Below are 23163 nucleotides of genomic sequence, written 5' to 3' on the forward strand. Positions count from 1 at the left end.
GAGGAACGCGCAACAGCGGTAATTCCTTTCCTCCCCCTTCGTCAGGCTGGCGCCTGCCACCTCCCCCTTGCGGGGGAGGATTGCAAACATCGCCTTACTTGTCGCTGCGGACCAGTTCGGTCTCGGCGAGATGCTCGGCGAGAAACCACACCTGCGGCTCGTGCGTGCGGATGATGTTGCTCACCAGCAGGTCGTTGGTGCCATCGTCGCCGGACTCGTCGGCAGCTTCGGCGCCCTCATGCGCCTGGCGCAGGATGATCTCGTGCGCTTCGAGCAGGCGGGCGAGCTGCGTCGGGACATCCTCGCGGCCCTTGGGCGGGCGGGGGATCGTCGTCATCTCGGCGACGTCGTGCGCCATCGCGATCGAGATACCGCCGAGCGCCATGATCCGCTCCGCGATGAGATCGACCAGCGCCGCCTGCTCCTCGTAATGTTTGTCGAGCAGCAGGTGCAGTTGGTAGAAGGTGGCGCCCGACATCTGCCAATGATGCTTCTTGTACATGTCGCGGATCGTCATCGTATCCGCGAGCACCTGGTTCAGCGTCGCGACGCTCTGCGCGCGGGCGTTGTCTTCCAGCGCGATCGGCAGGCGTTTGAGCGTGCCGTAAGGCTGGATCTCGCGATACTCGACCTTGTACTGCGGCTGCGCCTCGACCGAGGTATCGAGCTTGGGCAATTTTGCGGGCTTCTTCGCCATCGGGAAATTCCTGTCTGTTGACGTAAACCGAACTCGTTGAACGCACGACTCCGCGGATCGACTGCGAACGAATTGTCCGCTCACAGTGATCGCGTCCGGTGGGCTTAGCATCATTACCCGTCGGCGCCCCCTTGACTGTGTGGCGTCCACAAAGGAAGCGGGCCGCCGCAACGTGTTGGGAGTTTGGGATGACGGAAGCACCTCTGGTCGCAGGTATCGAACTCGGCGGGACCAAATGCATCTGTATTCTTGCGCGCGGGCCCGACCAGATCGAGGAAACCGTGCGTATCCCGACTACCCGGCCCGACGAGACGATGGCGGCGATCGAAGCCGTGCTCGACCGGTGGAGCGGGTTCGTCGCGATCGGCATCGCCAGCTTCGGTCCGGTCTCGATCGATCGTCATTCTCATGATTACGGCCACATCACCTCGACTCCCAAGCCGGGCTGGGCGGGCACCGATGTCGCAGGGCGGTTGCAGCGCCGGTACGGCGTGCCGACCGGCTTCCACAGCGACGTCGTCGGCGCGGCGCTCGCCGAGGCGTTCTGGGGCGCGGCGAAGGGGCTGCCCGATATCGCGTACGTGACCGTCGGTACCGGCGTCGGCGCGGGGTTGATCGCGAACAACCGCCCGGTCGACGGGCTGACGCATTCCGAGCTCGGTCATATCCGGCCTGCACGGTTCCACGGCGACGACTGGATCGGCAATTGCCCGTTCCACGGCGCCTGCATCGAAGGCCTGGTCGCCGGTCCGGCGATCGCCGCCCGGATCGGCCATCCTGCGGACGAGGCACCGGCCGAGCATCCGGTCTGGGACGGGGTCGCCGATGCGCTGGGGCAGCTGTGTCACACGCTGGTACTGACCGGGATCCCGCGACGGATCGTGATGGGCGGTGGTGTGATGGGCGCGTCGCACCTGTTCCCCCGCGTCCGCGCAGCAATGACGCGCAGCCTGGGGGGCTATATCACTCTGCCCGAGGTCGCGCTGACCGATACGTTCATCGTGCCGCCTGCGCTTGGTAACAATGCCGGGCCGCTCGGGGCGATCGTGCTCGGCGGACAGGCGCTCGGCCATCAGCTGGAAACGTCGTTTACGGCGTCTTAACCGTACCTCGTTACCGCTTCGTAGCAAGAACTGGAGGCACGTATGCCATCGCTGGACGGCGACGGTCGTGTCTCACGAGGAGCGGTTTCCGATGCGCATTCTGATCGTGGACGACGAGCCGCCGATGCACGACAGCTACCGGCGCAGTTTCGCCGGGCCACGATCGCGTACCGGGTCCGCCTTGGACGCGATGGCGGTCGAGCTGTTCGGCGACGATGGCGTCGATGCGACCGAGGATGCGCCCGCGTTCGTACTGACCTATTGCGACCAGGGGCTCGACGCGGTCGCGGCGATCGAGCGGGCGGTGGTCGACGACGAGCCGTTTGCGGTCGCGTTCATCGACGTGCGGATGCCGCCGGGAATCGACGGCCGCGAAACCGCGAAACGCATCCGCGCGCTCGATCCGGATATCAACATCGTCATCGTCACCGGCTATTCGGATTTCTCGCCGATCGAGATCAGCAAGGTCGCCGGCCCCGCCGACAAGATCTTCTACATCGCCAAGCCATTCGAGGTTGCCGAGATCCTGCAGACCGCGACCGCACTCGCGCAGCGCTGGCGGAACGATCGTGATCTGGCGACGGCGCGCGACCTGCTCGCGGCGCAGGTCGTGCAACTCGAGGAACAGGGTGCCGAACTGGCGGCGAACGAGAGCCGCGCGCTGCACATGGCGACGCACGATTCGCTGACCGACGCACCCAACCGGCTCGCCTTTTTGCGCGCGCTGGCGGCACGGACGCGCGACGAAGGGCTGTTCGCCACCGTGATGATCGATCTCGATCGCTTCAAGCTGGTCAATGACACGCTCGGGCATCTCGCCGGCGATGCGCTGATCCGCGAAATCTGTGCGATCCTCAATCAGGCTGCACCCGAGGGAGCGATCGTCGCGCGGCTCGGCGGCGACGAGTTCGGGATCCTGTTCGAGACGCCGGGCGAGGCGGCGGCGGTGATGGCCTGCGAACTGATCATCAGCGCGTGCTCGGTCAGTCTGCAGGTGTTCGGCAATTCGGTGCAGGGTGGGGCCTCCGCCGGACTGGTCGTGACCGCGGGCGGGCAGGGCGGCGATCCGGTCGACGTGATCCGCCGTTCCGACCTTGCCCTCAACGACGCGAAGCGCGGCGGGCGCGGCATCGTCCGGCTGTTCGACGAGAGCATGGACGAAGGCATCCGTTTTCGCCGTCGCGTCGAATCCGGTCTCGGCCAAGCCATCGAAAGAGGCGAACTCAGCCTGGTCTATCAGCCGATCGTCTCCCGCGATGCGATCGAGGTGGTCGGGTTCGAGGCGCTGGTCCGGTGGAATACACAGGAATATGGGCTGATGAGCCCGGCGATCTTCATTCCGATCGCGGAGGAATCGAACCTCATCCACGAACTTGGCGACTGGGTGCTGGGCGAGGCGCTCGACGTGCTGAAGCAATGGCCTGGCCAATATGTCTCGGTGAACTTTTCCCCGCGCCAGTTTCGCCGCCACAATTTCGTCGGGCACATCGTGAAGAGCGTTCAGCGTGCTGGCATCGCGCCGGCGCGGCTGCAGATCGAGATTACCGAAACCGCGATCTTCGACGATGCGGAGCGTGCCGCCGAAACGCTCTACAAACTGCGGCAAATGGGCTTCCGGATCGCGCTCGATGATTTCGGCACGGGCTATTCGAGCCTCTACAACATCCGCAAGTTCGCGCTCGATTGCCTGAAGATCGACAAGTCGTTCATCGATGGCATGGGCCGCGAACGCGAAAGCGCCGCGATCGTCCATTCGATCATCCATCTCGGCCGCGCCCTCGGCCTCGGCGTGATCGCGGAAGGCGTCGAGACCGAGGCGCAGGTCCAGGCGCTGCGCCTCGCCGGCGCGAGCCATATGCAGGGGTATTTCTTCTCGCGCCCGGTCACCGCCGATCGCGCGCTCGAGATGGCGCTGACCGGCACGGTCGACGGTAGCGACGACGTGTCCAACGACGACCATAAGATCCGCCAGACGTTCGGGATACGCGGCTAATGCCGTCTGCCGCGATGGGCCGGCTGCCGCCTGTTCTGGGCCGGCAGTTCGGACGCACGCGGACACGCTCGTCGCTCGGTGCCAAGCTGGTGATGATCATGACCGCGGTCGGGCTGGCGGCGACGATCGCGATCACGCTGCTGCTCGCCAGCATCATCACGCCCAGCTTCACCCAGCTCGAGGACAAGGCGACCGCCGGGCAGGTCGCGCGGGCGCGCGCTGCTGTATCGGACTATGCCGCCAACGTCGAAAATGCGGTGCGCGACTATGGCGACTGGAACGGCAGCTATGCCTACATGGCCGACCCGCGCGCCGGTTTCGATCGCGAAAGCCTTTTACCGCAGGCGATGTACGAGATCGGGGTCGACGGCATGGCCTATGTCAGCCCCGCCAACCGAGTCGTGATCGCCCGCTGGCGCGATGCGGCTGGTAGCACGCAGGCGAACATCCGGCGTCAGCAACTGACGACGATGATCGCGCGAACCGATCTTGCCACGGGGCTTGACCGGCGCAGCTCGGGACGGTTCTATGCCCGTATCGGCGACTTGGTGGCAGCGATCGGCGTTGCCCGCGTCCGTCGTTCGGACGGTAGTGGCACCCCGCGCGGGTATGTCCTGATGGCGCGCGTGATGACGACGGAGCAAGCGTCCACGGTGCTGCGGGCCCGCGCGCAGATCGACACCACAGCGGCCGGCAATGCCGTCGCCATTGCCGCCGGCCCCACGAAGCTGACGATTGCGGTGCCAATGATCGGGGCCGATGGTCATGCCGTCGCCAGCGCGCGGTTCAGCGTCCCCCGCGATGTCTCGCTGTTGGGGCGGCGCATGCTGCTGCTCGCGGTTGTCGGGTCGACCATGTTGCTCTTGCTGGTACTGGTGATGCTCCGGCGGATGATCGAGCGGCTCGTGCTGCGTCCGCTGCACCGTGTCGAAAGCCACATGCAGCGGGTGCGGGCATCGGGCTCGCTAGCGCTGCTGGAAGAGGACGGCCGGCGCGACGAGGTTGGCTCGCTCGGCAGGAGCTTCAATGCGATGCTGCGTCAGTTGAAGGACCTGAGCGAACAGATCGAAGTCCAGTCGTTCGATTTGGGACGAAGCGAAAGCGCGGTCGCGGTCATGCACAACGTCCGCAACGCGCTGAATCCGATCAGCACGATCCTCAGCCAGGGAATTACGCAGTCCGCCGCGGTCGACCGGACGACGATCGATCGTGCGATCGCCGAACTCGCGCGCGGCGACGTACCCGATGCACGTCGCCGCAAACTCAGTATGTTCGTCGCGGCCGCGATCGACGCCGAAACCACCGATCGCGAGACCATGCGCCGCGAACTGGCGGTCGGCCGCGAGGCGATGGCGTATGTTCTGGAAATCATCGGCCAGCAACAACGCGCCGCGCATGAACGCCCCGCGCTGGAGGTGTGCGACATCAGCGACATCATCGCCCGAAATGCGACGATCGCGCGCTATTCGCTGGACACCTCGATCGCGTTCAGTTTTTTCGCCGGCCCGAGCCCGGTGATGGCGAGCCGGGTCATCCTCAGTCAGGTGATCGGCAACATCTTCGGCAACGCGGTCGAATCGATCGTCGCGCGCGGCACGGGCAGCGGATCGATCGTGGCGACCATCACCGAAACGAAGGGCCGAGTCACCGTGGCAATCCGCGACGACGGCGAAGGCTTTTCCCCCGAGGCCGGGGCGATGCTGTTTCAACGCGGGTTCTCGACGCGGGCGCACAAGTCGGGCGGGCTCGGGCTGCACTGGTGCGCCAATTCGATGGCCGCGATGAAGGGAACGCTGCGGCTAGAAAGCGACGGGCCAGGGCTTGGCGCCGTCGCGCTGCTGACGCTGGATGCGGCCGATGCAGCGATCTCCAATGCGGCGTAACGCGCGCCGGCCCGAACAGGTCACAACAGGCTCGGTTGCACCTCGTCGTCGTCGCCCATGATTCCGGACAGCGTCAGGCCGAGCAGCCGCACGCCGTCGGGTACCGGCAGTTGCGCCATCAGCAGTTCGAGTCCCGCCGCCAGGAACGCCGCCTTGTCGCTGACCGCAGCCTGCGACGACCTGGCGCGGGTGATCGTACGGAAATCGGCGTGGCGGAGTTTCAGCGTGATCGTCCGACCGCGCGTGCCGTGCCGTTCGATCCGTACCCATGCAGCATCCGCCACCCGGTGAAGCGCCGCGCGGAGGTCTTCCGCGGTGGTCAGGTTGGTCTCGAACGTGCGCTCCGCCCCAACCGACTTGGCCGCCCGATCGACCCGCACCGGGCGATGATCGATGCCGCGTGCCGCTCCGTAGAGATAGTCCGCATAACTTCCGAAATGCGCCTGGAGGAACGTGAGGCTCTGCGCGAACAGGTCGGCGCCGGTGAGGATCCCCAGCCGCTCCATCTTCTGCGCGGTCACCGGTCCGACGCCGTGGAACCGCTTGACCGGTAGCGACTGGACGAACGCAGCGCCGCGTTTCGGCGTGATGATGCACATCCCGTCGGGCTTGTTCTGGTCCGAGGCAAGCTTGGCGATGAACTTGTTGTAGCTGACCCCGGCGGACGCGGTGAGTCCGGTATCTGCCTTGATCCTGGCGCGGATTTCCTCCGCGATCGCCGCCGCAGTGCCCAGGCCACGGATATCTTCGGTCACGTCGAGATACGCTTCGTCGAGCGACAGCGGTTCGACCAGCGCGGTGTAGTCGGCGAAGATCGCGCGGATCTGGTCGGAGACGCCGCGGTATACGTCGAAGCGCGGTGGCACGAATACCAGGTCGGGGCAGCGCCGGATCGCGGTTACGGAGGGCATCGCGCTGCGCACGCCGAACGCGCGCGCCTCGTAGCTCGCCGCCGCCACCACGCCGCGCGCACGCGATCCACCGACGGCCACCGGCCTGCCCTTCAACGAGGGATCGTCGCGCTGCTCGACCGACGCATAGAAGGCATCCATGTCGACATGGATCACCTTGCGCTGCGCGGGAGGCTGGGTAGGAGGAAGCATCAGCGCGTTAGATAGGCGCGTGAGGGGCGGCGATACAGGGTGCATCCGCAACCAATCGCGCGGCCGCGGGTACTGCCGACGGGCAACGAAGGGACGCGAATGCAGGTCGGGACGGAATGCTGGCGGGTCGAACGCGCCGAACAGATGGCGGTGATCGTCGATGCGGAGAAGTATTTCCGGACCGCGCGCGTCGCGATGATGGGGGCAAAGCGCCGTATCCTGTTGATCGGCTGGGATTTCGACGCCCGCATCGAGCTCGAACCTGGCGTCGCGCGGCCCGGCGAACCGAAGAAGCTCGGCGAATTCATGCTGTGGTTGGTCGAGCGCGAGCCCGAGCTCGAAGTGTTTGTGCTGCGCTGGGATACCGGCGCGATCAAGTCGCTGTTCCGCGGCTCGACGATTTTCACGATGATGAAGTGGATGAAACATCCGCGCATCCACACCAAGCTCGATGGGCATCATCCGACCGCGGCGTCGCATCATCAGAAGATTGTGATCATCGACGATGCGCTGGCGTTCTGCGGCGGGATCGACATGACCGGCGATCGCTGGGACACGCGCGATCACCGCGACGACGAGCCGCACCGCGTCCAGCCGTCTGGCAAGCCGTACAAGCCGTGGCACGACGCGATCAGCGCGGTGCAGGGCCCGATCGCGCATGCGCTGGGAGAGCTGTTCCGTCGCCGTTGGCATCTTGCGGGCGGGATGAAGATGGCGGCAGGCAAGCCAGGCGGGAAGAGCTGGCCCGAGGGGCTAGAGGTCGATTTCCACGACGTCGACGTCGCGATCGCGCGCAGCGAACCCGAAATGTCGGACCAGGAGCCGGTCTACGAGAGTGAGGCGCTGTTCCTGGGCCAGATCGCCCGCGTAAAGCGGCATCTGTACATCGAGAGCCAGTATTTCGCGTCGCGGAAGATCGCCGAGGCAGTCGCCAAGCGGCTCGGCGAAGCCAACGGCCCCGAGATCGTCATCATCAATCCGACCACCGCGCAAGGCTGGCTCGAACCGATCGCGATGGATACCGCACGCGCGCGGCTGATGGAGGCGCTGCACCGGCGCGACACGTACAACCGGTTGCGGATGTATCATCCGTACACCGCGGGGGGCGAGGCGATCTATTGCCATGCCAAGATCCTGATCGCCGACGAGGACGTGTTCCGGCTCGGCTCTTCGAACATGAACAACCGCTCGCTGCGGCTCGATACCGAATGCGACCTCGCAATCCGCGCCAGCGACGAAGCGACGTCGCAGGGCATTGCGGCGATTCGCGATGGGCTGATCGCGGAACATCTCGGTGTGGAGGTATCGGTGGTGACCGATCTGATCGCCGAGACGGGCTCACTGATCGAAACGATCGAGCGGCTGCGCGGCGAAGGCAAGACGGTGCAGCCCTATGCGGTGCCCGATCTGTCGTCGGTCGAGGAATGGCTGGCCGACAACGAGGTGCTCGATCCCGAAGGGCCGGAGGAGATGTTCGAGTCGCTCAGCAAGCGCGGCCTGTTCCGGCGGTTGCGGCGGAAGAAGTAAGGGCAACGCCTAATCCTCCCCCGCAAGGGGGAGGTGGCACCGAAGGTGACGGAGGGGGGGGCCTGCGCAACCTCTGTTCCGTGTCCTCCCCCTCCGACTGGCAAGCGCCAGCCACCTCCCCCTGGCGGGGGAGGATAAAGCGAAGTCCCCGAAACCCACAAAAGGCCGCGGCACCCCCCGGTACCGCAGCCTCTAGCGCTCCCGAAAACTGGGGAGTTACGCGACCTGTGCTTCGAGCACCTCGTCGGGTTCGCGCAGCACATAGCCGCGACCCCAGACGGTCTCGATGTAATTCTCGCCATCGCATGCCAGACTGAGCTTCTTGCGCAGCTTGCAGATGAACACGTCGATGATCTTCAATTCCGGCTCGTCCATCCCGCCATAGAGATGGTTGAGGAACATTTCCTTGGTCAAGGTCGTGCCCTTGCGGAGCGAGAGCAGCTCCAGCATCGCATATTCCTTGCCGGTCAGATGAACGCGGCTGCCATCGACTTCGACCGTCTTCGCGTCGAGGTTGACCGCCAGCTTGCCGGTGCGGATGACCGACTGGCTGTGCCCCTTGGAGCGGCGGACGACGGCGTGGATGCGCGCGACCAGCTCCTCGCGGTGGAACGGCTTGGTGACGTAATCGTCGGCGCCGAAGCCGAAGCTGCGAACCTTCGAGTCCATCTCGTTGACGCCCGACAGGATCAGCACCGGCGTCGAAACGCGCGCCACCCGCAGGCGCTTGAGCACGTCATAGCCGTGCATGTCGGGCAGGTTGAGGTCGAGCAGGATGATGTCGTAATCATACAGCTTGCCCAGATCGAGGCCTTCTTCCCCGAGATCGGTGATGTAGACATTGAACCCTTCGGTCGTCAGCATCAGCTCGATAGCCTTCGCCGTGGTCGGCTCGTCCTCGATCAGCAGCACCCGCATGCGTCGTCCCCTTTTCGCGAGACCGCCCGACACCCCATGTCAGCAGCTCGACTTCGATTTATTAACCACACAACATCTGAAGGCAAAAGGTTAATTTCGAACTAAGGCTCGCGGCCCTGTACGGTGGCGGGCCAAATCGACGCGCGCTCGGGTGCAGGGGAAATGTCGCCGCCCGGCGGATCGGCACTGCGGCGAGGTTGCCGAACAATTCCAGGCGAGCCCACACCGTGACGCGAAACGTGCCGCGACATCGGCAATTATTTCATCAACCGCGTGCCGTCTGTCGGTCGACGTCATGGCGAGTCGTTTCGCTGAGCGTCGCGTAGACCGATGCCTGATCAAGATGCGCCCGACGTTGGGAGAGGGTATCGGCAGTCGCGGCGGCATTGAGCTCCGCGTCGGCCAACCGCTCATAGTCGGCGGCGGTAACGATGGTGGACAAGGAAAATCTCGATCGCTGGCGGTTGCGCGCATATCGACGCTCGGCGCCGACGTCGATTTGAAGCGACGCCAGGAACGGCACGTCACCGCATAAGGATGCCGATCTGACCCGGAGTGAGCTCTGGGCCGCGTCAGGGCGAGCCGGGGCCGGGACGAGTCGCGCCGCTGAATCGCAGCCGCGCATGCTGTGCGTTCAGAGCGGGTCGCGCAGTCGCCGCGTCAGGAACTCTATCAGCGCTTCGACACGGGCGGGGCGGAGCGGACTGGGTGGGGTCAGAAGATGTAACCCGATCGGGGCAGGCGCCCAGTCGCACAGGATCGTCGTGAGCGCGCCCGTGGCGAGATACGCGTCGATGATGAAATCGGGAAGTCGCGCGATCCCGAGCCCTGCGACCAACGCCGGTATGATCGCCTCGCCGCTATTGGCGGTCAACGGTCCGTGTGCGCGCACCGACACCTCCGCGCCGCCTGGGCCCTGAAAGCGCCAGGGTCCGACGACGTTGGAATAGCCGAACAGCTTGTGTTCGCCGAGTTGCGCGGGATGTGTCGGCGTACCATGGGCTTCGAGATAGCGCGGCGCTGCGACGAGATGCGCCTGGATTGTGCAGAGCCTGCGCGCGCGGAGCGAACTGTCGGGAAGTTCGGCGATGCGGAGCGCGACGTCGAACCCTTCGGCGACGATGTCGACCCGCGCGTCCGACAGGTGCAGGTCGACCTCGATCCCCGGATGCGCGGCGAGGAATTCGGCGAGCAGTGGCGCGACGTTGGTAATCCCGAAGCTCATCGGCGCGGCGAGGCGGACGCGGCCGGTCGGCGCGCTGGCCGCGTCGTTGGCGGATTCCTCCGCAAGCCGCGCTTCGGCGAGGATGCGCGCGGCGTGCTCCGCGAGCGGCTTGCCGGCCTCGGTCAGCGCGAGCCTGCGCGAGGTACGGTGGAACAGCGACTGGCCGAGATGCGCCTCCAGCCGGGTGATCGCCTTCGACACGGTCGCCTTGCTCAGCCCGATCGCATCGGCGGCGGCGCTGAACGAGCGATGCTCGACGACGCTGGCGAAGATCGCCCAGGCTTCGAGATCGGGCAGGCGCATAAGGGGAGCTCCTCCATTGTATCCTCCCCCTGGCGGGGGAGGATTACAGATGGCGGGCACGCTAGCACCGAAACGATTGGTTTCCAGCGTTTCTATTTACGTTCCTATCGCCGCGCTTATCTTGGCTGCAACCAGTGGAGACATTTCATGACGACCACGACGATGACCAAGATCGACCGCCGCCCCTTTGAAAGCCTCGGCCATGCCGATCATGGCTGGCTTAATGCGCGTCACCATTTCTCGTTCGCTAGCTACTATGATCCCGCGCGGATGGGCTGGGGCGCGATCCGGGTGTGGAACGACGACCAGATCGCCGCGAACTCGGGCTTCCCGCCGCATCCGCACCAGGACATGGAGATCATCACCTATGTCCGCAGCGGCGCGATCACGCATCAGGATTCGCTCGGCAACAAAGGCCGCACCGAGGCGGGTGACGTCCAGGTGATGAGCGCGGGCACCGGCGTCCGCCATGCCGAGTATAACCTCGAACCAGAGACGACGACGATCTTCCAGATCTGGATCGAGCCATCGCGCAAGGGCGGCTCGCCGAGTTGGGGTGCCAAGCCGTTCCCGAAGGGCGAACGCTCGGGGCAGTTCGTGACGCTCGCGAGTGGGTTCGAGGGGGACGGCGATGCATTGCCGATCCGCGCGAATGCCCGTGTCCTGGCGGCGACGCTGAAGGCCGGCGACAGCGTCGACTATGCGATCGGCGAGGGGCGGCACGTGTATCTGGTGCCCGCGACCGGCGCGATCACGATCGGCGACGAAGCGTTCGGCGCACGCGATGGCGCGGCGCTGCTCGGCGGTCAGACTGTCACGATCACGGCACAGGATGATGCCGAGATCGTTCTGGTCGACTCGGAATAAACTCGTGCGGCGACCTAACCGTCACCCCAGCGAACGCTGGGGTATCCCGGTTCAGGCCGCCGCACTCGCCTCATGAAGACCCCAGCGTCCGCTGGGGTGATGGACTTTCCAGGAGACTGACAATGACCAAGGTTCTCGTGCTGTATTACTCGTCCTACGGCCATATCGAGCAGATGGCGGATGCCGTCGCCGAGGGTGCGCGCGCCGGTGGTGCCGAGGTCGATATCCGCCGCGTCGCCGAAACCGCACCGCAGTCGGTCGTCGAGGCCGCACACTTCAAGACCGATACCGCGCATGCCGAGATCGATGGCCCCGCCGCGCTCGAACAGTATGACGCGATCATCGTCGGTGCGCCGACCCGCTTCGGCCGGATGCCCGCGCAGATGGCGCAGTTCTGGGACACGACCGGTGGCCAGTGGTTCTCGGGCGCGCTGATCGGCAAGGTCGGCGGCGCATTCACCTCGACCGCGAGCCAGCATGGCGGCCAGGAGACGACGTTGTTCTCGATCATCACCAACCTGATCCATCACGGCATGACGATCGTCGGGCTCGATTACGGGTTCCAGGCGCAGATGGGCGTCGACACGGTCAAGGGCGGCTCGCCCTACGGTGCGACGACGATCTCGGACGGCGACGGCAGCCGTATGCCGAGCAACGAAGAGCTCGATGGCGCCCGCTATCAGGGCAAGCGGATCGCCGAGACCGCGGCCAAGCTGAGCGCCTGAACCGAGACGCGACGCGGGCGACAACGCCCGCGTCGTTTTGCGCTTGCGATCAGCCGATCAGCAGGCGCGCGCCCAGCGCGGCGAACAGGGCGGGTGGCATGACAACCGCGCCCACCTTCAGGAAGCGCCAGAAGCCGACATCCTCGCCTTCGCGACGGATCGCGGTGAGCCACAGGATCGTTGCCAGCGAGCCGGTGATCGACAGGTTCGGCCCGATGTCGACGCCGATCAGCAACCCGTCGGTGACGATCTGCGGGACGTGTGCCTGTCCCAGCGTGGTACTGGCGATCAGTCCGGCGGGCAGGTTGTTCATCAGGTTCGATCCGAACGCCAGGATCGTCCCGGCAACCCCGGCCGTTGCGGCAGGCGAATTGGCGGCACCTGCCGCCAGCCAGCGCGCAAGCATTGCGATGACGCCAGTGCTCGCTAGCGCCGCGACCAGTACGAACAGCCCCGCGACGAGCGGCAGCACCGCCCACGACACCGATCGCAGCGTCGTCACCGGCGATTTGCGGCCACCGATGCAGATCGCCGCGGTGGTCGCGATGCCCGCCAGGCACGTCGGCAGCCCGAGATCATAGCCGCGGGCCGACGCGACGATCAGCAGCACCGCGGTCGCGACAATCCCGCCGAGCGCGACCAGCCCGCCACGTGGTAGCGTGGTGGTTTCTACGTCGGTCTCGCACGTGCTCCCCAGCCGCTCGCGCTCGACCCAGCGCAACATCGCGAACGTCACGCCGATCGCCATCACCGACGGCAATGCGAACGACGCCATCCACGCGCCAAGCGTCGGCATCTGGCCACCGTACAGAACGAGATTGGCGGGGTTCGAGATCGGCAGCACGAAGCTTGCCGCATTGGCGATCAGCGCGCACGCGAACAGCATCGGCAGCGGATCCGCCTTCGCCTTCTTCGCCGCGGCATAGACCGCCGGCGTGAGCACGACCGCGGTCGCATCGTTCGACAGGAACGTCGTGACGACGATGCCGACGCCGAACACCAGCGCGAACAGCCGGCTGGTCGACCCCTTCGCCATCCGCACGGCGTGCACCGCGACCCAGTCGAACAGTCCTTCCGCGCGCGCCACCTCGGACAGCAGCATCATGCCGATCAGGAACAGATAGACGTCGCCGCCCTTCAGCACCGCGGCCCATGCATCGCCGAACGGCAACAGGCCGAACACGACAAGCACGACCGCGCCGGTCACCGCCCACACCGCCTCGGGAAGCTTTAACGGCCGGGTAATGACGCCGAACGTCGCGATGAAGCAGATCGCCCAGATCGCGTACCGGGCCACCATGTCGGGGTGTGTCACGTATGGGGTACCCCGTTAGAAACCATCTGTCGTGCGGCTAGAGCATGGTCGCTCGTCATGCGGATCACCAGTCCAGGCCGTTCTTGTTCGGGCCACGCTGCGCACCGTCGATCCCACGCTCAGGCCATGCGCCAATGGCGTGGACGTCGCGGCCCAGGGCAGTTGGCGGATTGCGCTTGAGACGCGGTGGTCCGGGGCGGTCGACGGGCCGAGGCGCGCGGACGAGAATCTCGATCACGTCTTCACCGCCATCGCTGTGGACGCTCAGCCGGTGGAGACCACCGGCAGCACCGTCGATCGCTGCCTCCCACAGCCCCGCTTCGTTGCGCGTCATCGCGACCGCGACGCCATCGTCGAGCTGCGCGAAGGCTTCGGTCGGGGCAGGGTGGCCGAAGATCTTGGCGCGAACGACGAAGGACCCGTTCGGAACCTGGCCGAGATGATCCGGATCGGTGATCAGGCGACGATCGGCTGGCGCGGTGATCTGCACCAAGGGCCACGGATCGTCGATCGCCTGGAACCGCCAGCTCGGCACGCCGTCGTCGAGCGTCACGACCGAGAACCCCGGTGCGCCCTCTTCGATCTGGCCGGTCGAGCGGGTCGCGCCATAGACGACGCGGCCGTCGTTGAGCAGCTCGTTGTAATGCGTGTGGCCGGTATCGACGAACGCGACGCGGTGCGCGGCGAACAGCCCGGCGATCCCATCCGGATCGTCGCGCAGATCACCCGGATAGGCGTGCATGAAGACTACGCTGCGCAGACCGGCGGCGGTCGCGGCGCTCAGTTCGCGTTCGATCCACCGCCGCTGGTCGGGGTCGATCCGGAAGTCGGGGCCGCCGTCACCAGCGGAGACTATATCGAGGAATAGGCAGCGATAGCCGTTCATCGTGACGGCATAGGGCGCCAAGTTGGCCGTGATCGCATGCATCGCGGTCAGGTCGCCGGGTTCGAAATCATGATCGCCTGCCAGCACATGCCAGGGAAGCGACAGCCCGGTCATCGCGTCGGCGATCCGCGCATATTGGTCGTCCGTCCCGTGATTGGCATTGTCGCCCGGCAGGAATGCGAAATCGACGGCGCTGCCCTCAGGCCCCCGACCCATATGCGCCTGCGCCGTCGCCACGAGTGCGCGAAATCGCGACAGTCCTTCATACCCATCGGCGTCGTCGACATGCAGGTCGCCAAAGTGAATCCAGGTCAGGCATCCTGCCATTATAGTTGCTTTCAAGTCATTTCTGCCGTTCGCAGCCAAGCGCAACGATGAAGGCATCGTTCCGTGACATTTTCTTCATGATTTGAACCTGAACCTGCTCGTTCAGTTTCGGTTTAACCTAAGAGATCATTGGAAAAAAGCGGATCGTATATATTCTTAGGCATCGGAAACTTTGCCGCCAGCCAGATCTTTAGCGCTCGACGAACAGCGACTTCGAAGGACTCTTGATGGCCATAACCGCGGACAAGGCGCTCAAAACCACAAGTGGAAGCGGGCAGTCCGGCAAGGTCCCCACGCGGACCCTCGACGCGCTGAACTTCTTTCTGGCCGACGTCCGCGATGGTCTCGGGCCGTATCTGGCGATCTACCTGATCGCGGTGCGTGGGCCCGCGCATGGCTGGAACGAAGCGACCGTCGGCGCGATCCTCACGATCGCCGGGATCGTCGGGCTGATCTCGCAGACCCCGGCCGGCAGCCTGATCGACCGCGCCAAGAACAAACCGCGGATCGTGATGATCGCTGCGTTGCTCGTCACGCTCAGCAGCATCTCGCTGCCGATCGTCAGCGGCTTTACAGCGGTCGCCGTGACGCAGTCGATCGCGGCGATCGCCGGCGCGGTGTTCGCCCCCGCGATCTCGGCGATCACGCTCGGGCTGGTCGGACCCAAGCTGTTCGCCAAGCGCGTCGGCCGCAACGAGGCGTTCAACCACGCCGGCAACGCGGTCTCGGCGGCGCTGGCGGGCGTTCTAGCTTGGAAGTTCGGCCCGGTCGTCGTGTTCTGGCTGATGGGCGGGTTGACCGTGGCCAGCATCATCAGTGCGTCGCGCCTGAAGAACGAGGATATCGACAATGCGGTCGCGCGCGGGCTCGATTGCGAACCCGACGAGGGTGACGAGGATTGCGAGCAGCCGAGCGGGTGGAAGGCCTTGCTCGAGAACAAGCCGCTGATGATCTTCGCGCTGACCGCGTTCCTGTTCCATCTCGCCAACGCAGCGATGTTGACCTCGGTCAGCCAGCTGCTCGCGCGGACCGTCGGCAAGGATCAGGCGACCTCGCTTACTGCCGCCTGCATCGTCGCGGCGCAGCTGGTGATGGTGCCGGTCGCGATCGTGGTCGGGCGGAACACCGATCGCTGGGGGACCAAGCCGCTGTTCCTGGTCGCCTTCGCATTTCTCGCCGCGCGCGGCGCGCTCTACACCGTGTCGGACAATCCGTGGTGGCTGGTCGGCGTGCAGGCGATGGACGGCGTCGGCGCAGGGATCTTCGGCGCGTTGTTCCCGGTTGTGATCGCCGACCTGACCAAGGGCACCGGCCGCTTCAACGTCAGCCAGGGCGCGGTGGCGAGTGCGCAGGGTTTGGGCGCGGCGCTGTCGGCGACTCTGGCGGGCGCGATCATCGTCTGGGCGGGCTACACCGCCAGCTTCCTGACACTCGCAACGATCGCCGCGCTGGGGCTGGGGCTGTACGTGCTGGCGATGCCCGAGACCAAGGACAAGCTCACGTCCTAAACGTGGATCGTGGCTGGCTTCGCGCTTTAGCGGCTCGGCCCACGTGTTCGAGCGTGATGAGAGCCCCGGGGCAGGGGCAGTTATTCCGCAAAAGGGCCGGCGGCGATCGCGTCCACCCATGACGGGGCGTGGTAATCGGGGAGATAGCGGTCGCCGAAGTCGCGGATAAAGGTGTCGTAAGTCGACTCCGGTTGGGTTGTTGCCATGGCGATTGCGCAACTGGCGAACTCGGTCTTGAAGTCGAGCCGAGGGACCGCATCGATCACCGCGGCGATCTCGGCCGGATCCAGCGTGGCGTAGTCCGCGGTTCCAAAATCTACGCCGATACCGCGCGAGGACAAGGCGACTTCGGTCTCCTTGAACAGGCTGATCGAGTGGGTGACGTGCAGCGCGATCCCATCCCATACGAGCTGCGCGCGGCGATCATCGAATCCCAGGTCGCGCACGAACGCGCGCGCGACGTTGGCGCCGTTGACCTCGAACCGGTGTGGGCCCTTGCCGTGCGCGGTAAAGCCCAGGTCGTGGAGCAGGGTGGTCACCGCGACGATCTCGGCGTCGAACGGTTCGTTGCGCCGCGCGCCGATCTTGGCCGCGAATATCCAGGATCGGGTGACGTGGTTGAACAGCACCGGTGACATGCGATCACGTGCGAAGTCGAACGCCTTCAGGATTGCCGGTGTCTCAGTGAGATCGGCGAACCGGGCGCGTAGCTGGCCGTGCGATAGCGGGTCGGATACGACGGTGAGGATCGCGGCGTCTGGCAGGGTCGAGGACATGGCGAGTCTCCCGCGCGCCCGCGCAACGCGGCGGCGTGATGGACGAACAGGATCTATCGGTTGGCGGACGGGGGAATAACCCGTCCGCCGTCCCGCTCAGCTACGGATGAACGCCAGGATATCCGGGTTCAGCACATCGGCGTGGATCGTTGCCATGCCGTGCGGATAGCCGGGATAGGTCTTGATCGAGCCGTTCTTGAGCAGCTTGACCGCCATCCGCCCGGTCGTATCGATCGGGCAGACCTGGTCGTCCTCGCCGTGCAGGATCAGCACGGGCTGGTCGATCGATTGCAGATCGGCGGTGAAGTCGGTGTCGGCGAACGCGGTGATGCAGTCATATTGCGCCTTGATGTCGCCGACCATCGCCTGCCGCATCCAGTTGGCGGAGACGGCGGGCAGGATTTTGGCGCCGGCGCGGTTGAAACCGTAGAACGGGCCGGTCGCGAATCCGTTGTAGAAGTCCGCGCGATTGGCGGCGGTGCCGGCGCGGATGCCGTCGATCGCCTCGGGAGGCACGCCATTGGGGTTGGTCGGCGACCGCGTGAGCCGCGGCGGGATCGCGCCGATCAGCACCGCCTTGGCGACGCGGCCGTTGCTGCCGTATTTCGCGACATAGCGGATCGCCTCGCCACCGCCGGTCGAGTGGCCGATGTGGATCGCATTGCGCAAGCCCAGATGCGCGGTGACCGCCGCGACGTCGGCGGCATAGGTATCCATGTCGTTGCCGCTGGATGCCGGGCTCGACCGGCCATGCCCGCGACGATCATGCGCGATCACGCGATAGCCCTGCTGCGAGAAGAACATCATCTGCGTGTCCCAGTCGTCGCCACTGAGCGGCCAGCCATGATGAAACACGATCGGCTGCCCCGCGCCCCATTCCTTGTAGAAGATTTCGGTGCCATCCTTGACGGTGATCGTGCTCATGGTCTTGTCTCCTGCAGCGTGTTGACCGTGTTTCAGCGGACCGGCCATGCTTTCACCACCAAGCGCGAGCGCGGATATGATCGCGGTTCCCAAAAGAATATCGCGACGCGACCCACTGAGAAGTGGCTGTATTCCTGAATGCTTGGGCGTCGGCATGGTGTGATCCCCGAATAGTGTCGGCGTGTTGCCGCCATGGGTGTATTAACTTGCATCTATTACGGGCGTGACGGGCCGAACTGACAAAACGCGGGGGAAAACTGACAAATGACGACCCGAACCATCCGCGCGCCCCGACCCGTGGAGATCGCCATCGTCGTGCGGGACAAGGTCATGCTCGGCATCGTCCACGGGCTGACCGACCTGTTCCGGATCACCGACGATCTGAGCCGGGTGCGTCTGGGCGTGGATGCGCCGGTCGTTCGGCTCAGCCACTTCGCCGATACCGGCGCCGGCGGGATCATGCGGACCTTCGATACGGTCCCCGACGCGATCACAGTTACAGGCGCAGCTATCCAACCGGACATGCCTAGCGTCATCATCATTCCTCCGTGCGAGACCGCTGCGCTGGGTATCGAGACCGACCGCAAATGGTCGGACTGGCTCACGGCGCGTCATGCGGCGGGGGCGGTGCTAGGATCGATCTGTGGCGGGACGTTCCTGTTGGCGCAGACGGGGCTGCTCGACGGACGTCGCGCCACCACGCACCTGATCTGCGCACCCGATCTGGCGACGATGTTCCCCACCGTGCAGGTCGATTTCGACGCGTTGCTGACCGAGGAGGACGACCTGATCACGGTCGGCGGGGTGATGGCATGGACCGACCTCGGGCTCGTCGTCGTCCGGCGCTTGCTGGGTGCTGTCGCGATGATGGAGACCGCGCGCTTCATGATGATCGATCCGCCGGGGCGGGAGCAGCGCTTCTACAGCACCTTCTCGCCCGAGATGGGACACGGCGATGCCGCGATCCTGAAGACGCAGCGGCATTTGCATGCGCGCGGCCCGCTCAAGGCGAGCGTCACCGACATGGCTGGTTGGTCGGGGCTCGAATTGCGTACGTTCGCGCGGCGGTTCCATGGGGCCACGGGATTGCGGCCGAACGAATATCACCAGCGCCTGCGGATCGAAAAGGCCCGGGAGATGCTGGAGACGACGACGACGCCGATCAACCAGGTCGCGTATGATGTCGGGTATTGCGATCCGGGGTCGTTCCGCCTGACATTTTCCAAACTGATGGGGTTAAGCCCGCGGGACTATCGAAAGCGATTTGGTCACGCCGCCGGCTTGCAGCCCTGAACGCCAATGCATGGTCGCACGGAACGGGACATGGTGCGCGACCTGCCGATAGTCAGCGCGTTTCGTCGGGATGAACCGCTGCGACCAGCGCCGTGATCGTGGGGGATTGCGCGAGCTCGTTCGGGTCGGCGTGCGGGGCGAAGACGAGGCCGATGTCGCGCGTGAAGTCGAAGCCCTCAAGATGTGCTCGGACGATGCCGGGTTCGCCGAAACAATCGGGCATCACCGTGATGCCGAGGCCCGCGCGGACATAGCTCAGCGCCTTGTCGTCGCTGGTCGTGCGCGACGCGAACACCGGGCGCACGCCCCGCGTCGTAAAGAAGCGGCTGGTCTCGGGCAGCAGTTCGCAGTGGCGACGGACGATCATCGGATCGTTGCCGAGTTCCTCCGCACGGATCACGTCGCGACCCGCGAACGGGTGCGCGGTGCCGAGAGCGAGGCTGTAGCCTTCGGTGAAAAGGCGTTGGCTGGCGTAATCGTCGCCATCGCGCAGGAGCATCAAGGCGACGTCGATCCGGCCGCGCGCGAGCCGCTCGCGCAGGTCGCGCTCCTTGCCCTCGACGATCTCGATCTGGCTGCCTGCACCGCGCGACCGGTGTTCGCGCAGGAAATCCTCGATCCAGCGGCGTGGCGTCGTCGCCAGCACGCCGAGCCGCAGCGTCTGCTGGGTCGGCGTGCCGATCACCTCGCGCTCGGCAGCGGCGAAGGTCGCCTCGATCGTGCGTGCATGGGAGACTAGCCGCGCGCCGGCCTCGGTCAGCGCGACGCGTCGGTTGGTGCGGTTGAACAGCGGGTGGCCCAGCGCGGTTTCGAGCTTGGCGATCCCGACCGACAGGGTGGGCTGCGACACGTTGCAGGCAGCGGCGGCACGCGAGAAGTTGCCGGTATCGATGACGGATAGGAAATACCGCAGATGATAGCGATCGATCATAGACGTTATCTATAGCGTTGATCGCGATCTTTCAATTTTTCAGCGATCGGGCAATCCCGTAGATAGTCGTCAAAAGATCGACAGGAGATGATGATGGCAGACCTGAATTTCGGGCTCGGCGAGATGGCCGACACGATCCGCGACGCCACGCGGCGGTTCGCGCTCGACCGGATCGAGCCGATCGCGGCGCGCATCGATGCCGAGGACAGTTTTCCCCGCGAGCTATGGCCCGAAATGGGCGCGCTCGGGCTGCATGGCATCACTGTCGAGGAGGCGGATGGCGGACTCGGGCTTGGCTATCTCGAGCATCTGATCGCATGCGAGGAGATCAGCCGGTCGTCGGCGTCGGTCGGGCTCAGCTATGGCGCGCATTCGAACCTGTGCGTCAACCAGATCCGCCGCTGGGGGTCGCCCGAGCAGAAGGCGAAGTACCTGCCCAAGCTGATCTCCGGCGAGCATGTCGGCAGCCTTGCCATGTCGGAAGCGGGCGCAGGCTCGGACGTCGTGTCGATGAAGCTGCGCGCGGACAAGGTCGATGGCGGCTGGCGGCTGAACGGCACCAAGTTCTGGATCACCAACGCGACCTATGCCGACACGCTGGTCGTGTACGCCAAGACGATCCCCGACGCCGGATCGAAGGGCATCACCGCGTTCCTGATCGAGAAGGATTTCACGGGCTTCTCGATCGGGCAGAAGATCGACAAGGTCGGGATGCGCGGATCGCCGACCGCCGAGCTGGTGTTCGACGATTGCTTCGTGGCGGAGAGCCAAGTGATGGGGCCGCTCAACGGCGGCGTCGGCGTGCTGATGTCGGGGCTCGATTACGAGCGCGTGGTGCTGTCGGGCATCCAGCTGGGGATCATGCAGGCGTGTCTCGACGTGGTGCTGCCCTATGTTCGCGAGCGGAAGCAGTTCGGGCGGCCGATCGGCGAATTCCAGCTGATGCAGGCGAAGATCGCGGACATGTACGTCGCGCTCAATTCGTCGCGTGCGTACGTCTATGCGGTCGCCAAGGCGTGCGACGCGGGCCAGACGACGCGGTTCGATGCGGCGGGGTGTATCCTACTGGCGTCCGAGAACGCGGTGAAGGTCGCGAACGAGGCGATCCAGGCGCTGGGCGGGGCGGGCTATACCAAGGACTGGCCGGTCGAGCGCTATTGGCGCGACGCCAAACTGCTCGATATCGGTGCAGGGACGAACGAGGTCCGCCGGATGCTGGTCGGGCGCGAGCTGATCGGCCACGACGCGCCCAAGGCCCAGTAATGCCGACGCTCACGACACAGGTCGATGCGACGTCCGAGGGGTTCCAGGCGAACGCCGCGCATAACCGGGCGTTGGCGGAGACGTTGCGTGCGACCGTCGCGAAGACCGCGCTTGGCGGATCGGAGCAGCATCGTGCGAGGCACGTGTCGCGCGGGAAGCTGTTGCCGCGCGACCGAGTCGAGCGCCTGCTTGATCCGGGATCGCCGTTCCTGGAGGTCGGTGCGCTGGCGTCGAACGGCATGTACGACGACGGCGCGCCCGGTGCGGGGATGATCGCCGGGATCGGCCGCGTGTCGGGGCGCGAGTGCATGATCGTCGCGAACGACGCCACCGTGAAGGGCGGCGCCTATTACCCGATGACCGTGAAGAAGCATCTGCGCGCGCAGGAGATCGCGCGCGAAAACCGCCTGCCGTGCATCTATCTGGTCGATAGCGGTGGCGCCAATCTGCCGCATCAGGCGGAGGTGTTTCCCGACCGCGATCATTTCGGCCGGATCTTCTTCAACCAGGCGCAGATGTCCGCGGAGGGGATCGCGCAGATCGCCTGCGTGATGGGAAGCTGCACCGCGGGCGGCGCCTATGTGCCGGCGATGTCGGACGAGAGCGTGATCGTCCGCAACCAGGGCACGATCTTCCTCGCCGGGCCGCCACTGGTAAAGGCGGCGACGGGCGAGGTGATCTCGGCCGAGGAACTGGGCGGCGCGGAGACGCATGGCCGCAAGTCGGGCGTGGTGGATCATGTCGCGGAGAATGACGAGCACGCGCTGCTGATCGTCCGCGATATCGTCGCGACGCTCAACAGTCCGAAGTCCGTCGATATCGAGATCGCCACCCCGCGCGCACCCAAATACGATCCGGCGGAGCTGTACGGCATCGTGCCGCAGGACGTTCGCGCGCCGTATGACGTGCGCGAGGTGATCGCGCGGATCGTCGACGGCTCCGAATTTCACGAGTTCAAGGCGTTGTACGGCACCACGTTGGTCTGCGGTTTCGCCAAGATCTGGGGCATGCCGGTTGCGATCCTCGCCAACAACGGCGTGCTGTTTTCCGAGTCCGCCCTGAAGGGCGCGCATTTCATCGAGCTCGCCTGCCAGCGTCGCGTGCCGTTGCTGTTCCTCCAGAACATCTCCGGCTTCATGGTCGGCGGTAAATACGAGGCGGAGGGGATCGCCAAGAACGGCGCCAAGCTGGTGACCGCGGTGGCGACCGCGTCGGTGCCCAAGATCACCGTGTTGATCGGCGGCAGCTTCGGCGCGGGCAATTACGGGATGTGCGGGCGTGCGTTTGCCCCGCGTTTCCTGTTCACCTGGCCCAATGCGCGGATCTCGGTAATGGGCGGCGAGCAGGCCGCGAGCGTGCTGGCGACCGTCCACCGCGACGCGGACAGCTGGACGCCTGAGCAGGCCGAGGCCTTCAAAGCGCCGGTCCGCCAGAAATACGAGGACGAGGGCAATCCCTATTACGCCACCGCGCGGCTGTGGGACGACGGTATCATCGACCCCGCGCAGACCCGCGACGTGCTCGGCCTCGCCCTTTCCGCCACGCTGAACGCGCCGATCCCCGAGCGCGCGCAGTTCGGCCTGTTCCGGATGTGAT

The 23163-nt window shown here is 65.5% G+C and carries 20 protein-coding genes; 10 read left to right on the forward strand and 10 right to left on the reverse strand.

Going from position 1 to position 23163, the window contains the following annotated elements; genetic code table 11:
* Positions 1-94 precede the first annotated feature (94 nt).
* On the reverse strand, positions 95-697 hold the full coding sequence (locus C8J40_RS05830) for a DNA starvation/stationary phase protection protein (RefSeq protein WP_132737793.1): 603 nt from the start codon (positions 695-697) through the stop codon (positions 95-97).
* 188 nt (positions 698-885) lie between these two features.
* Between C8J40_RS05830 and C8J40_RS05835 the strand changes: the two genes are divergently transcribed.
* From C8J40_RS05835 to C8J40_RS05845, 3 genes are all read left to right on the forward strand, one after another.
* On the forward strand, positions 886-1800 hold the full coding sequence (locus C8J40_RS05835; protein ID WP_132737796.1) for an ROK family protein: 915 nt from the start codon (positions 886-888) through the stop codon (positions 1798-1800).
* A 91-nt stretch (positions 1801-1891) separates the two neighbouring features.
* On the forward strand, positions 1892-3793 hold the full coding sequence (locus C8J40_RS05840) for an EAL domain-containing protein (RefSeq protein ID WP_132896175.1): 1902 nt from the start codon (positions 1892-1894) through the stop codon (positions 3791-3793).
* The gene (locus tag C8J40_RS05845) at positions 3793-5676 is read left to right on the forward strand and encodes a CHASE4 domain-containing protein (RefSeq protein ID WP_243693224.1); all 1884 of its coding nucleotides are present in this window, start codon (positions 3793-3795) and stop codon (positions 5674-5676) included. Before C8J40_RS05840 ends, C8J40_RS05845 begins: the two co-directional genes overlap by 1 nt.
* A 20-nt stretch (positions 5677-5696) precedes the next feature.
* Here C8J40_RS05845 and dinB read toward each other — a convergent pair whose 3' ends face one another.
* On the reverse strand, positions 5697-6779 hold the full coding sequence (gene dinB / locus C8J40_RS05850) for a DNA polymerase IV (protein ID WP_132896176.1): 1083 nt from the start codon (positions 6777-6779) through the stop codon (positions 5697-5699).
* A 99-nt stretch (positions 6780-6878) separates the two neighbouring features.
* On the opposite strand from dinB, the gene C8J40_RS05855 reads away from it, so the two are divergent.
* On the forward strand, positions 6879-8306 hold the full coding sequence (locus C8J40_RS05855; protein WP_132896177.1) for a phospholipase D-like domain-containing protein: 1428 nt from the start codon (positions 6879-6881) through the stop codon (positions 8304-8306).
* Positions 8307-8522: 216 nt separating this feature from the next.
* Here the strand turns inward: C8J40_RS05855 and C8J40_RS05860 are convergent, their stop codons facing one another.
* The 3 genes from C8J40_RS05860 to C8J40_RS05870 all read right to left on the reverse strand — a co-directional run bounded on the left by C8J40_RS05860 (position 8523) and on the right by C8J40_RS05870 (position 10752).
* Positions 8523-9224 carry a response regulator transcription factor CtrA gene (locus tag C8J40_RS05860; protein ID WP_055872989.1) on the reverse strand — a complete coding sequence of 234 codons (702 nt, stop codon included), beginning with the start codon at positions 9222-9224 and terminating at the stop codon, positions 8523-8525.
* Positions 9225-9489: 265 nt separating this feature from the next.
* Complete coding sequence (locus C8J40_RS05865) at positions 9490-9666, reverse strand: hypothetical protein (protein ID WP_165911372.1); 177 nt, start codon at positions 9664-9666, stop codon at positions 9490-9492.
* Between the two features lie 192 nt (positions 9667-9858).
* Positions 9859-10752 carry a LysR family transcriptional regulator gene (locus C8J40_RS05870; protein WP_132896179.1) on the reverse strand — a complete coding sequence of 298 codons (894 nt, stop codon included), beginning with the start codon at positions 10750-10752 and terminating at the stop codon, positions 9859-9861.
* A 147-nt stretch (positions 10753-10899) separates the two neighbouring features.
* Here C8J40_RS05870 and C8J40_RS05875 point away from each other — a divergent pair, with 147 nt between their 5' ends.
* Together C8J40_RS05875 and wrbA are read left to right on the forward strand one after the other, a co-directional pair.
* Entirely contained in the window at positions 10900-11619 is a 720-nt protein-coding gene (locus C8J40_RS05875) for a pirin family protein (protein ID WP_132896180.1), read from the forward strand.
* Between the two features lie 122 nt (positions 11620-11741).
* On the forward strand, positions 11742-12344 hold the full coding sequence (gene wrbA / locus C8J40_RS05880; RefSeq protein ID WP_132896181.1) for an NAD(P)H:quinone oxidoreductase: 603 nt from the start codon (positions 11742-11744) through the stop codon (positions 12342-12344).
* 49 nt (positions 12345-12393) lie between these two features.
* On the opposite strand, the gene C8J40_RS05885 is transcribed toward wrbA, so the two are convergent.
* Complete coding sequence (locus tag C8J40_RS05885; protein ID WP_132896280.1) at positions 12394-13644, reverse strand: arsenic transporter; 1251 nt, start codon at positions 13642-13644, stop codon at positions 12394-12396.
* A 79-nt stretch (positions 13645-13723) separates the two neighbouring features.
* Entirely contained in the window at positions 13724-14887 is a 1164-nt protein-coding gene (locus C8J40_RS05890) for a metallophosphoesterase (RefSeq protein ID WP_243693225.1), read from the reverse strand.
* A 212-nt stretch (positions 14888-15099) separates the two neighbouring features.
* Between C8J40_RS05890 and C8J40_RS05895 the strand changes: the two genes are divergently transcribed.
* Positions 15100-16380, forward strand: coding sequence for an MFS transporter (locus tag C8J40_RS05895; RefSeq protein WP_132896183.1), 1281 nt, complete (start codon positions 15100-15102; stop codon positions 16378-16380).
* Between the two features lie 80 nt (positions 16381-16460).
* Here the strand turns inward: C8J40_RS05895 and C8J40_RS05900 are convergent, their stop codons facing one another.
* Together C8J40_RS05900 and C8J40_RS05905 are read right to left on the reverse strand one after the other, a co-directional pair.
* Positions 16461-17156 (reverse strand): HD domain-containing protein, encoded by a 696-nt coding sequence (locus tag C8J40_RS05900; RefSeq protein WP_132896184.1) that lies wholly within the window; start codon positions 17154-17156, stop codon positions 16461-16463.
* A 96-nt stretch (positions 17157-17252) separates the two neighbouring features.
* A complete protein-coding gene (locus C8J40_RS05905) occupies positions 17253-18080 on the reverse strand; it encodes an alpha/beta hydrolase (protein ID WP_132737829.1) in 828 nt (275 codons plus the stop codon).
* A 264-nt stretch (positions 18081-18344) separates the two neighbouring features.
* Here C8J40_RS05905 and C8J40_RS05910 point away from each other — a divergent pair, with 264 nt between their 5' ends.
* Entirely contained in the window at positions 18345-19373 is a 1029-nt protein-coding gene (locus C8J40_RS05910; protein WP_132896185.1) for a helix-turn-helix domain-containing protein, read from the forward strand.
* Between the two features lie 52 nt (positions 19374-19425).
* Here C8J40_RS05910 and C8J40_RS05915 read toward each other — a convergent pair whose 3' ends face one another.
* Entirely contained in the window at positions 19426-20304 is an 879-nt protein-coding gene (locus C8J40_RS05915; RefSeq protein ID WP_132896186.1) for a LysR family transcriptional regulator, read from the reverse strand.
* A 93-nt stretch (positions 20305-20397) separates the two neighbouring features.
* Between C8J40_RS05915 and C8J40_RS05920 the strand changes: the two genes are divergently transcribed.
* Both C8J40_RS05920 and C8J40_RS05925 read left to right on the forward strand, forming a co-directional pair.
* A complete protein-coding gene (locus tag C8J40_RS05920; RefSeq protein WP_207901151.1) occupies positions 20398-21567 on the forward strand; it encodes an isovaleryl-CoA dehydrogenase in 1170 nt (389 codons plus the stop codon).
* On the forward strand, positions 21567-23162 hold the full coding sequence (locus C8J40_RS05925) for a carboxyl transferase domain-containing protein (RefSeq protein ID WP_132896188.1): 1596 nt from the start codon (positions 21567-21569) through the stop codon (positions 23160-23162). Before C8J40_RS05920 ends, C8J40_RS05925 begins: the two co-directional genes overlap by 1 nt.
* Position 23163: the final 1 nt, after the last annotated feature.

The sequence above is a fragment of the Sphingomonas sp. PP-CC-3A-396 genome (genome assembly GCF_004343105.1).
Taxonomy (GTDB): domain Bacteria; phylum Pseudomonadota; class Alphaproteobacteria; order Sphingomonadales; family Sphingomonadaceae; genus Sphingomonas.